Raw genomic sequence first — 14,287 nt, 5'->3', positions numbered from 1 at the left:
ACCCCACTCATCCAAAGAGCCACCTCCGCGCGGGACGCGCGGCCCGGCCCAACTCTTTGCTGGCGTCTCGTCAGAGACGTCGGTCAAAGGGGCGGGAGGATGCGCTATCTGTCATCGCCGCCACCCGGGCCGATATCGTCAAGATAATCTTCATCAATCGCCGCCTGTACCGCACCGGTCACAGCCTCGCGCTGCTTGGGCGTCAGGTCCTCGGCATTCTTGTCATCGGCCAGACGCACGGTGACCTCGCGGTGGGCGAAACGAATGCCCTCGCGCGCGAACAGTTCGCGGATTTCCTGATAGACCTTCTTGCGCACCAACCACTGGTCGCCCGGCTTGGTCATGAACTTGACCCGGATGATCATCGCTGAATCCTGCATTTCAATCACGCCTTGCGATTTCAATGGCTGAATGAAGTTCTCGCCGATCACCGGATCGCTCAGCAACTGCTGGCCCAGCTTCTTGATCAGCTTGCGCACTTGCTCGACATCGGTGTCATAGGTCACACGCAGCGGCAGCTTCATGATCACCCAGTCGCGTGAGTAGTTGGTCAGCACCTTGATCTCGCCAAACGGAATGGTGTTGAGCGCCCCAAGATGGTGGCGCAGCTGGAAGGACCGGACCGAGATTTTCTCAACTGTCCCCTTCACGTCGCCGATATCGATATATTCGCCTTTACGGAAGGCATCATCCATCAGGAAAAACGCGCCCGAGAAGATGTCCCGCACCAGCGTTTGCGAGCCGAACCCGACGGCCAGACCAACAACACCGGCACCCGCGAACAGCGGACTGACGTTGATGCCCAGCTCCATCAGCACAATCAGAATTATGGTCACGACGACAACTGCAAGGATCGCACCGCGGAACAGCGGCAGCAGGGTGGCCAGACGGCTTTGCCCCCCTTCGCCGCCTTCATCGCCCAGTTCCGCTTCGCCGACATCGACCTCTTCTTCGGCGATTTTGGAATCGATCCAGACGCGGAAGAAATGGAACAGGATATAGCCCATGAAGATGATTACCATCACATCGAGCACCCGCTCGATCGGAAGATCCTCGCTCCAGTTGGCGTCCGGGTTCCAGATCACCACCAGTGCGTAGGCACCAACCACAAAGGCCAGAATGCCCGCAACGCGCCGGGCCAGATCCTCGTAGGTCAGGATGGTGTGCTTTCTCTGCTCAGCTTCAGGTGTTTCCGCTGCGCCTTGCCCCTCTTCGGTTTCGGCCTCTTCCGCGCGGGCGTTCATTTCCTCGATCTGACGGTTACGGTCGAAATACCGCTCCAACAGATAGTTCATGGCGCCGTAAGCAATCACGACGGACATGAAAATGAGATAGCTGCTGGCGACAATCGGTATTGAGTTCTGATTTTCCAGCAACAGATCCACGGCCAGTTTCAGCCAGCTGAACACCAGATACACGATCAGCACAGGAGCCCAGGCGAACGAGATGAACCGCAATATCCACGACACCTGATCCGGCGCGCGTCCGCCGCGAATGGCGTTCGAGATCGCACGGGCATTGAATAGGATCATGAAGACATTGGCGACAGCGCCCAGCATCGTCAGACTTCCGTAGACCATCGCGTAGACGTTGTAGTTCAGCCCGAAATCGGCAACCCAGGTGGAAAACAGAACGACCGAAATGTCATAGGTCGCGATGGCCGAAGCCCAGATGTACAACCGCTTTGCGTCCCTGTCGGAAAAGGGTGGCAGTCGGTATTGGCTCAGGTAGGGCGACAGGACCATCCGCCACAGATCCGACACTGTCCGCGACAGAAAGAACGCCGTGAAGATGGCTGTGACCGTGAACTGGATCGAGATGTCCTCGGCCTCGCCAAGAAACAGATACCCCACGATCAGCGCCAGCAACATGGCAAACACGGTGGCCCCGATCCCCATCAGGAACCGGAACACCAGGAACGGCATCTTCTCACGGTACCCCTGGGGGTTGTCCTTGGATCGCGCCACCACGATACGCCGCGCGATACGCTTGCCGTAGATCTCGATGGACAGCCACCGTCCCAGCAGCAGGAACAGGACATTCCAGGCCAGAACCTCGACATAGGTCATGATCCGCCCGTCCGGGCTGGTCTGGCGCAGAATGTACTGCACTTCGAAGATCGAATAGGGCAACGCCTCCAGCCGCGACTGAACCGACTCCCGGAAAGTCCTGAACCTCTCCTGCGCCTTCATCAGTTGCGAGCCTTCACCCATCGGGTCGTTCTCGTCGCCCGCAGCCGCACCGGCGGCTCCGGTGGTTCCGGCAGTTGCGACCTGCCCGGCGCTGTCGATCACGATCACGCTTGCGCCAGCTTCGGTCGCGGCGCGGATGGCTGCGGCTATGTCTCCGTCGGCGCTCGTCTCGGCACTGGTGTCGCCAGCAGTCGGGTATCCCGGAATCAAAGATGTCTGAGCGACGGCCCCCGTTCCGGCAGCAAGCACTGCCCAGAAAGTGAAAACCAGCGCGGCAAACAGTTTGAAGTGCATGGGTTTAGGTCCAGTTCGCATGTTGCCGCACAGAATACTCAAGCGTTTACAGGTGTTCAAATTATCCAACCTTCCCATCTCGATAAAGTGTCCAGCCGTGTTCCTGGCGCACAGTTTTGGACAAGGCTGTTTTCAACCTGACAAAAACTGAATATGACCAATCCTGTAACAAGTGAACACCGTCAGACCGGTTTGGGCGGGACAATCCGGTGCCACGCGCCTGTTCTGCTCTGGAATTGATGTTGCCAAATCGCAATGCATGGCGCATTTGCAGGTCGGGCAGCGCTCGTTTGGCGGGCAGAGACTGAAATAATAAGATACGGGTGCATTTGCGCGGATACTGCACCGAAATGACAAAAAACGGGCGAAGGCATGAGCCTAGAACGACATAGTGAGATATCCGGCCGCGCGCCGCGCATTTTGTTTTACAGCCACGATACGTTCGGGTTGGGACATTTGCGCCGTTCCCGTGCTTTGGCCGCCGCAATCACCCAGGCAGATCCGACGGCCTCCGCGCTGATCCTGACGGGCTCGCCCGTGGCGGGGCGGTTTACGTTTCCACGCCGCGTCGACCATGTGCGCCTGCCCGGTGTCACCAAGCGGGCCGACGGTTCATATGCCTCGCAGACCATTGGCATGGGCATCGAAGAAGTCACGGAGCTGCGCGCGCGCCTGATTCAAACCGCGGTCGAGCAGTACGATCCTGACGTCTTTGTCGTGGACAAAGAGCCGACAGGGTTTCGGGGCGAGTTGCTGCGCACATTGGAAACCCTTGAACGTTCGCGCCGGACACGGCTTGTCTTGGGTCTGCGGGATGTTCTGGACGAGCCCGAGGTTCTGGCCGCCGAGTGGGCCAGAAAGGACGCAGTGGCCGCGACGGAGCGGTTTTACGACGAAATCTGGGTATACGGCTTGCGATCGGTCTACGATCCGACCAAGGGGCTGCCGCTCAGCCCGGCGGCGCAATCCCGTATTCACTGGACAGGTTATCTTCGGCGCGATCTTGGCCCCGTTGGCGACCCACCCAAGCAGCCTTATGTGCTGATCACGCCCGGCGGCGGCGGAGACGGCAAGGCGCTCGTCAATCTGGTGCTGTCCGCTTACGAAAGCGACCCCGACCTGTCGCCAAGGGCGGTGCTGGTCTACGGACCGTTCCTGTCGGGCGAATTGCGGGAAGAGTTCGAAACGCGCGTTGCCGCGCTTGATGGACGTGTTACCGCGGTAGGATTTGAATCGCAGATTGAAACCCTGTTTGCCGGCGCCACCGGAGTTGTCTGCATGGGTGGTTACAACACCTTTTGCGAGGTTCTGTCCTTTGACAAACGCGCGGTCATCGTACCGCGCACGACACCGCGCCTGGAACAGTGGATCCGGGCTTCCCGGGCCGAAAACCTGGGCCTGATCCGCATGCTGGACGAACGCCGGGAAGGGTTGACAACCGAGGCAATGATCCAGGCCATTCGCAATATTCCGCACCAGCCGCTGCCGTCAGAAGCCATCCGGGGCGGATTGTTGGGCGGGCTGGATTACGTGACCGATCGCATTGAGGTTCTGCTGGGCCGCAAACGGGAACGGGCCACCGGATGACCGCAGACCTGCCGAAACTGGCGGTGCTGGTCAAAGGTTGGCCGCGCCTGTCCGAGACGTTCATCGCCCAGGAACTGGTGGCCCTGCAAGAGGCTGGCCACCGCTTTGATATCTGGTCCCTGCGCCACCCAACGGATGTCAAACGCCACCCTCTGCACGACCGATTTCAGGGTCGTGTCCATTACCTGCCCGAGTACTTGTACGAAGAACCCGGCCGTGTCTGGGCTGCCCGTCATGTGGCGCGGGCTTTGCCTGGCTACAAGCAGGCGTATCGGGCCTGGCGCGATGATCTGCGCCGCGACCCTAGTCACAATCGCATCCGGCGCTTCGGGCAGGCCTGCGTTCTGGCCGCCGAACTGCCGGAGCAAACGCTGGCGCTTTATGCGCATTTCATGCACACGCCTTCCTCAGTCGCGCGATATGCCGCGATCATGCGGGGATTGCCGTGGAGCTTTTCCGCCCACGCCAAAGACATCTGGACCTCACCTGAATGGGAAAAGCGGGAAAAAATGCGGGCCGACACGTTTGGTGCCACCTTCGGGGCCACTTGCACCGCCATTGGCGCAAAACACCTGCGTGGGCTTTCTGATGATCCCGCACGGATCGAACTGATCTATCACGGGCTGGATCTGTCGCGCTTCCCGTCCCCTCCTGACCGAATGATTCGGGCCGCAAGCGACCCGTTTCACATGCTGTCCGTCGGCCGGTTGGTCGAAAAAAAAGGGTTTGACCGACTGATCGACGCATTCGCCTTGTTGCCGGATGGGCTGGATTGGCACTGGACCCATATCGGGGGCGGTTCATTGAACAAAAAGCTGCAGGAACGGGCCGTTGCTGCGGGTTTGGCGGACCGGATCACCTGGAAAGGTGCCTGCGATCAGCCCGAAGTGATCGAGGCGATGCGGCGTGCCGACCTGTTTGTACTGCCCAGCCGGATTGCGGTGGACGGCGACCGTGATGGTTTGCCCAACGTGTTGATGGAAGCGGCCTCTCAGCAGTTACCAATCCTGTCCACCCCGGTTTCCGCCATTCCCGAGTTCATCGAGACCGGCGTGCACGGTATTCTGGCGGACGATGATCCCGCAGCGCTGGCATCCGCAATGTCCGGTGTTGCCGCCGATCCGGAAGATGCGGCCAGAATGGCTGCGGCGGCATACAACCGCCTGATCACAGAATTCCAAATGGATCCCGGCATTGCCCGGCTGTCTGCCCGCCTGAACGCCATGTGTCTGGAACCTGCCTGATGGCACGGGTTGCCTTTTACGCTCCGATGAAATCTCCGGACAGCCCGGTTCCCTCGGGCGACCGCGAAATGGCACGCAATCTGATGAAGGCGATCGGCGCGCAGGGGGACAAGGTCGACCTCATTTCCACGCTCCGCATCTATGACAAGACCGGAGATACCGTAACCCAGCAGGCGTTGCATAACGCGGCACGGGTCGAAGTGGAACGCGTTCTGGACACGATGCCAGCCGAAACGGCTCTGTGGGTGACCTATCATAATTATTACAAGGCCCCTGATCTGCTGGGGCCACAGGTCTGCAAGGCCCGGGGAATTCCGTATGTGCAACTGGAAAGCACCCGCGCCTCCAGCCGGCTAAACGGCCCATGGGCCGATTTTGCCAGCGCTGCGCACCGGGCCTGCGATGCGGCGCGGGTGATCTACTATCACACCGCCAACGACCTGATCACGCTGGAGCGGGACCGATTTGGCGATCAAATCCTGGCCGAGTTGCCGCCGTTTCTGCCCATTACAGATCTGCCCCCCGTTTCGGAATGCAACGGCCCCATGCTGGCAGTCGGCATGATGCGGCATGGCGACAAGCTGGCCTCGTACCGGGTTCTTGCCGACGCACTGGCCCGGCTTGACGGGGAATGGGCCTTGAATATCGTTGGCGATGGGCCCGCCCGACCCGAAGTCGAAGCACTGATGGCCCGGTTTGACGGGAAGGTGCGTATTCTGGGTCTGTTGGACCGGGCCGGGGTCCAAGCTGTCTACCTAAAGTCGTCCTTTCTTGTCTGGCCCGGCGTGAACGAAGCCTATGGCATGACCTATCTTGAGGCTCAGGCCTGTGGCCTTCCGGTCGTTGCGCAGGACAGACCCGGTGTGCGCGATGTTCTTGCCCCCTCGGATCACCCGACTGTCGAAGCGGGCGCTCAAGGCCTGGCCGACCGGATGCAGCTGTTGCTGAAAGACCCCGTCCTGCGCCGCACACTGGGAGAAAACGCGCGCGCGCATGTGGCGGCGCGCAACCTGATGCCCGAAGCCACCAGGCGCTTCTGGCAACACGCCCGCCCGTTATCGGGGGCGCCTGCATGACCCGGCTTGCCCTTCTTCGCCATGGCCACACGCATTGGAATCGTGCGGGGCGCATTCAGGGGCGCAGCGATATTGCACTGGATGACGACGCGCACGCCGAGCTTTCCGGTTCCGCACTCCCTTCCCCGTGGGACACGGCCGAGCTGTGGTCCAGCCCGCTGATGCGTGCAAGCGAAACGGCGCGACTGGTGTCAGGACGCGCGCCAAAGACATCGGACGCCCTGATCGAAATGAACTGGGGGGCATGGGAGGGTAAGCGTGGCGTTGACCTGATCGCAGATGCCGGCAGCGGTTACCGCCATATCGAGGACTGGGGGTGGGACTTCCGCCCTCCGAACGGAGAAAGCCCGTCCGACGTCCGGGCCCGTCTGGCCCCCTGGCTGTCAGGCCTGCAAAGGGACACACTTGCCGTCTGCCATATCGGTATCATGCGGGTCATTCTGGCGCAGGCCTGGGGGTGGGACTTTAACGGCCCCGCACCCTTCAAAATCAAGCGCAACCGGCTGTATATCGTCGACATGAAAAACATGCACCCTGATCCCGAACCGGTTCGCCTGCTGCGCCCGAAGGGCAATTCATGAAGGTTCTGATCGTAGTCACGCACCTTTTGGGCACCGGTCATCTCAGCCGTGCCCTGACACTTGGGCGGGCCTATGCACGGGACGGGGCTGAGGTGTTGGTCGTATCAGGCGGGATGCCCGCACCGCAACTGAACAGTGCGGGCCTGACGCTATTCGGGCTGCCGCCCCTGCGGTCGGATGGAACGGACTTCACGCGACTTCTGACCGAAACAGGCTCTGTTGCGGACGACACATATCTGTCAGCCCGGATCGTCGCGCTGACGCAGGCCGTTCAGCGTTTTCAGCCGAATGTGCTGATCACCGAACTGTTTCCGTTTGGTCGGCGCTCGCTGGCCCGAGAGTTCACGGCTGCCCTTGAAGCAGCACATGGTCTGCCGCGCTGCCCGCTGATTCTGGGGTCGATCCGCGACATCCTTGCGCCGCCCTCCAAACCGGAGAAAGCTCATCGCGCACTTGAGATCGTAATGCGGTACTATGACGGCATCCTTGTCCACTCGGACCCAAAATTCACGAAACTGGATGTCAGCTGGCCTGTCACGGCTGAGCTGTCCGAGCGGTTGCACTATACCGGTTTTGTTGCCCCACCGGCACCACAACCGCACGCGGACGGCGTCGGTCGGGACGAGGTCATCGTCAGCGCCGGTGGCGGTTCGGTAGGCCAGCCGATCTTTCGCGCGGCCATCGAGGCCGCCCAAAAGATGCCAGACAGGCGCTGGCGCCTGCTGGTCGGCGGACGAGACGCAAGCGCGCGCATCGCCGATCTGTCGAAACAGGCCGAAGGCACCAACATCACGCTGGAACCGGTCCGGCCGGATTTTCGTGAAATGCTTCCAATTGCCGCCGCTTCGGTCAGCATGTGCGGTTACAACACTGCGCTGGATATTCTGCAAAGCGGAACGCCAGCGGTTTTCATACCCTTTGACGACGGCAATGAGGTCGAACAGGGTTTGCGCGCTCAAAGCCTTGCGGATCTCCCGGGCATCGGGGTGCTGCCCAGCGCCCGGTTAAGCGGCACTGGTCTGGCCGAGGCTGTCGGCACAGTCTTGTCAGACGGTGCACGCGAGGTTCCGACACAAGGGTTCAACGGCGCGCGGAAAGCCGTCGAGATCACGAAAACGCTGCTGGAGCGGCGCGGATGACCGTGGACTGGGGCCCTCTGACACACGAGCTGAAACTCTGGTCGGATGCAGAGTTGACCCTGCCGCTTTGGTGGCGGGACGACGATGCGGTAACCGTGACGCCGCAGCTTGAAACCCTGTCGGCACTGTCTTGCCGCATCGGCCTGCCCGTACATCTTGCCGTAATCCCCCGCGACGCAGACCAAGCCCTGGTCGATTATGTCGCGCAGCATTCCGAACTGGTCCCGGTGGTGCACGGGTGGTCCCATCAAAACCACGCGCCGACCACCGAGAAAAAAGCTGAATTCCGCCTGCACCGTCCAATGGCGCAAATTGCGCAGGACGCGGGGGCTGGGTTTTCGACTCTGCACAAACTGTTCGGCGACCGGCTGAGGCCCATTTTCGTTCCGCCATGGAACCGCATCGCGCCCGAAGTGGCGCAGGTTTTGCCCGATCTCGGCTATCGCATTCTGTCAACGGCAACGCCGCGTGCGTCAAGGCTGGCCGCGCCTGGGCTGGAACAGGTGAACACACATCTGGACCCGATCGACTGGCGTGGGACACGGGGGCTTGTTGACCCGGACATACTGATTACCCGAACCGCAGGCTTCCTGCGCGACCGGCGTGAAGGTCGCGCGGACAATGCCGAGCCATTTGGCGTTCTGACCCATCATCTGGTGCACGATCCGGACATCTGGCGATTTACCGAAACCCTGCTGGCCAGATTGCTGGACGGACCCACGGAGATCTGGGTCGCGCCCCCCATCCGAAACACCCACGGAGTACCCGATGAGCCGACTTGATTCCATGCTGCGCCGCCTGACCGCGCAACGCGACGGTCTGAACTGGGCTGCAGCCCGGATCGCCGAAACACCTGGGGATATTCTGGATATGGGACTTGGCAATGGCCGGACCTATGACCATTTGCGGGAGATCCTGCCCGACCGGCGCATCTGGGTCATGGATCGCGTGTTGCAATGCCACCCCTCCAGCACACCCCCGGCCGAAGATTTTCTGCAGGGCGAGGCAGAGCCGATGCTGGAAAAGCTGGCAGAAAACGGCCCCTGCATCGCCATGGCCCACTATGATTTCGGACGCGGCATCAAGGAAGAGGATGTTGCCGAGGCCGCCCGCCTCAGCCCGCTGATCGCGCGGGTCATGCTGCCGGGCGGATTGCTGATCTCCGGCCAGCCCCTGGTGGGATTCCAGCAATTTGCCGGACCCGAGACCATCGCCCCGGACCGCTATCTGTTCTACAGGACCTGAGCGGCCTTTGCCCTGCCACTCTAAGCGACGCGGCGCCCTCGCGACCAAGCCGCGCTCAGCGCCGGAATACCATCGCGCAGGCGAAAGCGGATCAGATCGGCACGCAAACCCGCGCGCAGTTCACCCCGATCGGCCAGACCGGCGGCCTGCGCGGGGGTCTGTGTCACTGTCTTCAGGCCCTGCGCCATGTTGCCCCACAGCTCACCCAGCATCGTGGCGGACAGCAGCAGCGCCGACGGCACGTAATCCGAAGACAGAATATCCAGATGCCCAAGCTCGGCCAGATCCCGAGCGGCCACATTGCCCGAATGCGACCCACCCCGGATCACGTTCGGCGCGCCCATCATGACCTTGATGTCATACGCATGGCAGGCCTGCGCCGCCTCGACCGTTGTGGGAAACTCAGCCAGACGAATGCCGTGACCGGCTGAGATACGAACCTGATCTGCTGTGGTGTCGTCATGGCTGGCAAGAACCGCACCGAACCTACGCGCGGCCTTGACCGCCTCGGTTTCGTGTTTTTTACCATTGCGTTCCCGCAACCCCCTAAGCTGGGCCACGTGACGCGTGAACATCGCGTCATCCATCGCGTATTTGCCCTTCAGATAGGCTTCGAGCTTGTTCATGTCCCGGAACTGCCGCTGCCCCGGCGTATGATCCATCAGCGAGACCAGCCCGACACGATCTTCGGGGCCGAATTCGGCCAGTTCCTCGATCAGAGTTTCCGAACAGACCTCGGCCCGCAAATGCAGAAAATGGCTGATCTTCAATGCGTCCTGCTCGCGCAATTGCCACAGCTCGCGCGACAAACCCCGGGCATATTTCCCGTAACGCCCCGCGCCCGAAGGGATGGAACCCACGCGCATGGCATCAAAGACGGTCGTAATGCCGGTGCTGGCAAGTTCCGCATCATGGGCAATGATCGCCGCGGCGTGCGGCCAGTGTACGTTAGGACGCGGCTGAATGTGACGCTCCAGATTGTCGGTATGCAATTCGACAAGACCGGGGCTGACGTAATCGCCTTCGCAATCCGTCGCCCCCTTGGGGACTGCCGCGCCAGTATCGACCTGAGCAATGGTTTCGCCGAGGATGCGAATGCTGCCCGTAACCGTTTCATCGGGCAAAACAAGCGTCGCATTGGCAAGGATCAATTCTTCTGTCATCTGAACTTCACGCAGTTTGGGCTATGGATCGGCCACACAGGTAGGAGGCCAATGTGACATTCACGCGATATGCGATCTATTTTGCGCCATCCGGCGACGCGGACTGGACAAGGTTCGCAACCAGCTGGCTGGGTTGGAACATGGAAACGGGCTCGGTGGCGGCGCATCCTGACGTCGACGGCGTAGACGTAGCCGCCGTGACCGAGGTTCCGCGCAAATACGGCCTGCATGCGACGATGAAACCGCCCTTCCGCCTGCACAAAACCCGAACAGCCGCAGAACTGCAGGACGCCTGCATACGACTGGCGGCATCCTACGCTCCGGTCACGTTGGAGGGTCAGGAGATTGCGCGGCTCGGCCGCTTCCTCGCCCTGTGCCCCTTGGGAGACACCGCGAAACTTGGCGAACTGGCCGCCGCTTGTGTTCGCGATCTCGATACGTTCCGCGCCCCTGCGACCGACGCGGATCTGGCCCGCCGTCGTGGCAACGGCCTGACACCGGAACAGGACGCCAATCTGGTCAACTGGGGCTACCCTTACGTGTTGGATTCGTTCCGATTTCACATCACGCTTAGCGGCAAACTCGACAAACCCACGCTTCGCAGCGCTCAGGCAGCGCTTGCAACACACCTTGAACCGATGCTGCCAACCCCGTTTCGGATCGACGACTTGGCATTGGTGGGCGAGGCTGAAGACGGTCGGTTCCACCTGATCCATCGCTACGCCCTTTCCGGCTGAAGCCGGGACAGGATCTCATCCACAGTGGCATCAAGGGGCCCTGAGTTGTCGATTTCGATCACCCGGTTCAAACCTTCGGGCAGCGGAGCCTCCGCCCGACCCAGACGACGCGCTTGTTCCGCGGCATTTTCACGTCCGCGCGCCGACAGGCGTTGTGCCAGAACGTCCGGATCTGCGGTCAGCGACACGACAATCAGCTCACCAAACACATCCTGCGCCTGCAACAGAACCGCACGCGACAGGTTGACCAGCAACGCCTCGGCCCTGCGGCGCTGATCCGCGACCCCGCCCGGAATTCCGTACTGCAACCCATGGGCGCACCAATGCAGCACAAACGCGCCATCCTGTGCCATTTGTCGGAACATCTCGACCGGAACACGTTCGAAATCTTCGCCGCCTTCGCCTTCGGGTCGCGTGATCACCCGCCGCACCCGCTGAATGCCGTCCACCCGCGCCTCGAGCGCCTCCATCACACTGTCCTTGCCCACACCCGAAGGGCCGACAACCGCTATGACGGGGGCCAGGGTCATGCAGCCACCCCCGGCGTGAAATCCGAGACGTTGACCTCGCGATCGCACACCCGCTCCCGCGCCGCGACATCGTGGAAAATCCCGACAATCGCAGCGCCGCGCTCCTTCGCCTCCTGGATCAGCCACAGGACGGTTTCACGATTTTGCGCATCCAGGCTGGCTGTGGGCTCATCCAGCAGCAAGGCAGGATATTCATGCGCAAAACCACGCGCGATGTTCACCCGCTGCTGTTCGCCACCCGAAAATGTCGTCGGACTGAGTGTCCAAAGGCGTTCGGGAATACTCAGCCGCCGCAGCAACCCGGCCGCGCGGTCCAAGGCCGCCTGCTTGTCGCAGCCAACCGCCAACAACGGCTCGGCCACAACCTCAAGCGTCGGCACCCGGGGCACCACACGTAGGAACTGGCTGACATAGCCCAACGTCTCTCGCCGTAACGCCAAAATCTCGCGCGGTTCAGCCCGCGCCACATCCACCTCGCCGACCCGCACCTGACCCGAGGCGGCCAGATAATTTCCGTAGATCACCCGCATCAGGGTCGACTTGCCCGCTCCGGAGGCTCCGGTCAGGGCCACGCATTCACTCGGTCCGACTTGCAGACAGGCACCTTCCATCACCGGGATCACCGCGCCGCCCTGATTGTGCAGGGTGAAGCTCTTGCTCACGTTGACTAACTCAATCATCGCACTTCATCTTTTCCCAAATACTCAAACCTGCAGAACGCTCGACACAAGCAGCTGCGTATAGGCGTGTTGCGGGTCGTCCAGCACCTGATCCGTCAACCCAGCTTCGACCACGCGACCATCCTTCATCACTATCAGCCGGTCTGCCAGCAGGCGCACCACGGCCAGATCATGGGTGACGATAATGGCGCTCAGCCCCATTTCACGCACAAGCCCACGCAGCAGATCCAGCAGACGCGCCTGAACCGAGACATCCAGCCCGCCGGTCGGCTCATCCATGAACACCAGCCGCGGTCCGGTCACCAGATTCCGCGCGATCTGCAACCGCTGCTGCATCCCGCCCGAAAACGCGGTCGGGCGGTCATCGACACGCTCTGCCTCGATTTCGACCCGGCCCAGCCAGTCGATGGCCTTGTGGCGGATATTGCCGTAGTGACGATCGCCGACCGCCATCAGCCGCTCGCCGATATTGCCGCCGGCACTGACCGACATGCGCAAACCATCCCGCGCATGCTGATGCACAAAAGCCCAGTCGGTACGGCCAAGCATCCGACGTTCGGGTTCCGACATGGTAACGGTGTCAACCGGTCCATTCGCCCGAGTTTCAAAGATCACCTGACCCGCATCCGGTTCCAGATGCCCCGCCAGGCAGTTCAGAAGGGTCGACTTGCCCGACCCGCTTTCGCCCACGATCCCCATCACCTCGCCGGGGTAGAGGTCGAAGCTTACATCCGTGCACCCGATCCGCGCGCCATAGCGTTTCCCGATGCCTTTGACCTGCAACAAATGGGTCATGCCGCGCTCTCCTCAGCCAATCGGCCCACATGGCCTGCCTCACGGCGTGACCGGCAATAGTCAGTGTCAGAACAAACAAACATCCGGTTGCCCGCATCATCCATGATCACCTCGTCCAGATAGCTGTCCTCGGCCCCGCACAGATTGCAGGGATGGTCGGCCTTCGTCGCTTCGAACGGATGGTCCTCGAAATCGAGGCTCACGACTTTGGTATGCGGCGGGACCGCGTAAATCCGCTGCTCCCGGCCCGCGCCAAACAGCTGGATCGCATCCATTTCAAGCTTGGGATTGTCGAATTTCGGAATCGGCGACGGGTCCATGACATAGCGGCCCGACACCCGGACCGGATAGGCATACGCGGTTGAAATCGCGCCGTGCTGGCTGATATCCTCATACAGCTTCACATGCATAAGCCCGTATTCCTCAAGGCTGTGCATTTTGCGCGTCTCTGTCTCGCGCGGCTCCAGAAAGCGCAGCGGTTCCGGGATCGGTACCTGATAGACAAGTATCTGATCTTCGGTCAGCTTCGCCTCGGGGATGCGGTGGCGGGTCTGAATGACTGTGGCCTTGGCCGTCTCTTCGGTTGTCGCGACGCCCGCCGTATTCTCGAAAAACTTGCGGATCGACACCGCATTCGTCGTGTCATCCGCCCCCTGATCAATCACTTTGAACGTGTCATCCGGCGTCAGCGTCGCCGCTGAAACCTGCACACCACCGGTGCCCCAGCCGTAAGGCATCGGCATTTCACGGCTGGCAAACGGCACCTGATAGCCCGGAATGGCAAGGCCTTTGAGGATGGCCCGGCGTATCATTCGCTTGGTTTGTTCGTCCAGATATGCGAAGTTATACTCAGTCATTTGGCGTATCGTTTTGTTTTTTGGTGTTTTTGTGGACGTAATGTTAATTGGTTCGTTCTTATTGATCGTTTTCTTCTATTTGCTTTGGCACACGCGCCATGCAAAACGGCGACGTGAGGCGCAACAACGCGACCCAACAGACGAATGGAGCGCGATCGGCGCGCCGA

At 61.1% G+C, this 14,287-nt stretch carries 15 protein-coding genes; 9 read left to right on the top strand and 6 right to left on the bottom strand.

Going from position 1 to position 14,287, the window contains the following annotated elements; genetic code table 11:
* Positions 1 to 104 precede the first annotated feature (104 nt).
* The gene (locus tag ACR0J2_RS11220; RefSeq protein ID WP_480812608.1) at positions 105 to 2,486 is read right to left on the bottom strand and encodes a mechanosensitive ion channel domain-containing protein; all 2,382 of its coding nucleotides are present in this window, start codon (positions 2,484 to 2,486) and stop codon (positions 105 to 107) included.
* Between the two features lie 172 nt (positions 2,487 to 2,658).
* On the opposite strand from ACR0J2_RS11220, the gene ACR0J2_RS11215 reads away from it, so the two are divergent.
* Genes ACR0J2_RS11215 through ACR0J2_RS11180 form a run of 8 tightly spaced genes read left to right on the top strand, consistent with a single transcriptional unit; the run spans position 2,659 to position 9,358 of the window.
* Positions 2,659 to 2,799: a hypothetical protein gene (locus ACR0J2_RS11215; RefSeq protein WP_170678349.1), complete on the top strand. Its 141-nt coding sequence runs from the start codon at positions 2,659 to 2,661 to the stop codon at positions 2,797 to 2,799.
* Between the two features lie 59 nt (positions 2,800 to 2,858).
* The gene (locus ACR0J2_RS11210; RefSeq protein WP_170613505.1) at positions 2,859 to 4,073 is read left to right on the top strand and encodes a glycosyltransferase; all 1,215 of its coding nucleotides are present in this window, start codon (positions 2,859 to 2,861) and stop codon (positions 4,071 to 4,073) included.
* Entirely contained in the window at positions 4,070 to 5,317 is a 1,248-nt protein-coding gene (locus ACR0J2_RS11205) for a glycosyltransferase family 4 protein (RefSeq protein WP_480812607.1), read from the top strand. The genes ACR0J2_RS11210 and ACR0J2_RS11205 overlap by 4 nt, the downstream gene beginning before the upstream one ends.
* On the top strand, positions 5,317 to 6,393 hold the full coding sequence (locus ACR0J2_RS11200) for a glycosyltransferase family 4 protein (RefSeq protein WP_480812606.1): 1,077 nt from the start codon (positions 5,317 to 5,319) through the stop codon (positions 6,391 to 6,393). Before ACR0J2_RS11205 ends, ACR0J2_RS11200 begins: the two co-directional genes overlap by 1 nt.
* Positions 6,390 to 6,974: a histidine phosphatase family protein gene (locus ACR0J2_RS11195; RefSeq protein ID WP_480812605.1), complete on the top strand. Its 585-nt coding sequence runs from the start codon at positions 6,390 to 6,392 to the stop codon at positions 6,972 to 6,974. The genes ACR0J2_RS11200 and ACR0J2_RS11195 overlap by 4 nt, the downstream gene beginning before the upstream one ends.
* Positions 6,971 to 8,113, top strand: a complete 1,143-nt coding sequence (locus ACR0J2_RS11190; protein WP_480812604.1) for a glycosyltransferase family protein — start codon at positions 6,971 to 6,973, stop codon at positions 8,111 to 8,113. Before ACR0J2_RS11195 ends, ACR0J2_RS11190 begins: the two co-directional genes overlap by 4 nt.
* Positions 8,110 to 8,895 (top strand): polysaccharide deacetylase family protein, encoded by a 786-nt coding sequence (locus ACR0J2_RS11185; RefSeq protein WP_480812603.1) that lies wholly within the window; start codon positions 8,110 to 8,112, stop codon positions 8,893 to 8,895. The genes ACR0J2_RS11190 and ACR0J2_RS11185 overlap by 4 nt, the downstream gene beginning before the upstream one ends.
* Entirely contained in the window at positions 8,882 to 9,358 is a 477-nt protein-coding gene (locus tag ACR0J2_RS11180; RefSeq protein ID WP_480812602.1) for a class I SAM-dependent methyltransferase, read from the top strand. The genes ACR0J2_RS11185 and ACR0J2_RS11180 overlap by 14 nt, the downstream gene beginning before the upstream one ends.
* 20 nt (positions 9,359 to 9,378) lie before the next feature.
* Here ACR0J2_RS11180 and ACR0J2_RS11175 read toward each other — a convergent pair whose 3' ends face one another.
* A complete protein-coding gene (locus ACR0J2_RS11175) occupies positions 9,379 to 10,521 on the bottom strand; it encodes an alpha-D-ribose 1-methylphosphonate 5-triphosphate diphosphatase (RefSeq protein WP_480812601.1) in 1,143 nt (380 codons plus the stop codon).
* Between the two features lie 53 nt (positions 10,522 to 10,574).
* On the opposite strand from ACR0J2_RS11175, the gene ACR0J2_RS11170 reads away from it, so the two are divergent.
* Positions 10,575 to 11,258 carry a DUF1045 domain-containing protein gene (locus ACR0J2_RS11170; protein ID WP_480812600.1) on the top strand — a complete coding sequence of 228 codons (684 nt, stop codon included), beginning with the start codon at positions 10,575 to 10,577 and terminating at the stop codon, positions 11,256 to 11,258.
* Here the strand turns inward: ACR0J2_RS11170 and phnN are convergent.
* The 4 genes from phnN to ACR0J2_RS11150 are packed head-to-tail and all read right to left on the bottom strand — an operon-like array spanning position 11,240 to position 14,120.
* Positions 11,240 to 11,788: a phosphonate metabolism protein/1,5-bisphosphokinase (PRPP-forming) PhnN gene (gene phnN / locus ACR0J2_RS11165; protein WP_480812599.1), complete on the bottom strand. Its 549-nt coding sequence runs from the start codon at positions 11,786 to 11,788 to the stop codon at positions 11,240 to 11,242. The two genes, ACR0J2_RS11170 and phnN, sit on opposite strands and share 19 nt — an antisense overlap.
* A complete protein-coding gene (phnL, locus tag ACR0J2_RS11160; protein WP_480812598.1) occupies positions 11,785 to 12,468 on the bottom strand; it encodes a phosphonate C-P lyase system protein PhnL in 684 nt (227 codons plus the stop codon). The genes phnN and phnL overlap by 4 nt, the downstream gene beginning before the upstream one ends.
* A 24-nt stretch (positions 12,469 to 12,492) precedes the next feature.
* Entirely contained in the window at positions 12,493 to 13,263 is a 771-nt protein-coding gene (phnK, locus tag ACR0J2_RS11155; RefSeq protein ID WP_480812597.1) for a phosphonate C-P lyase system protein PhnK, read from the bottom strand.
* Complete coding sequence (locus tag ACR0J2_RS11150) at positions 13,260 to 14,120, bottom strand: alpha-D-ribose 1-methylphosphonate 5-phosphate C-P-lyase PhnJ (protein WP_480812596.1); 861 nt, start codon at positions 14,118 to 14,120, stop codon at positions 13,260 to 13,262. The genes phnK and ACR0J2_RS11150 overlap by 4 nt, the downstream gene beginning before the upstream one ends.
* Positions 14,121 to 14,287 lie beyond the last annotated feature (167 nt).

Source organism: Ruegeria sp. CG4 (genome assembly GCF_056537185.1).
Note: the sequence above shows the minus strand (reverse complement) of the source record. Positions and strands in the feature narration are given on the sequence as shown.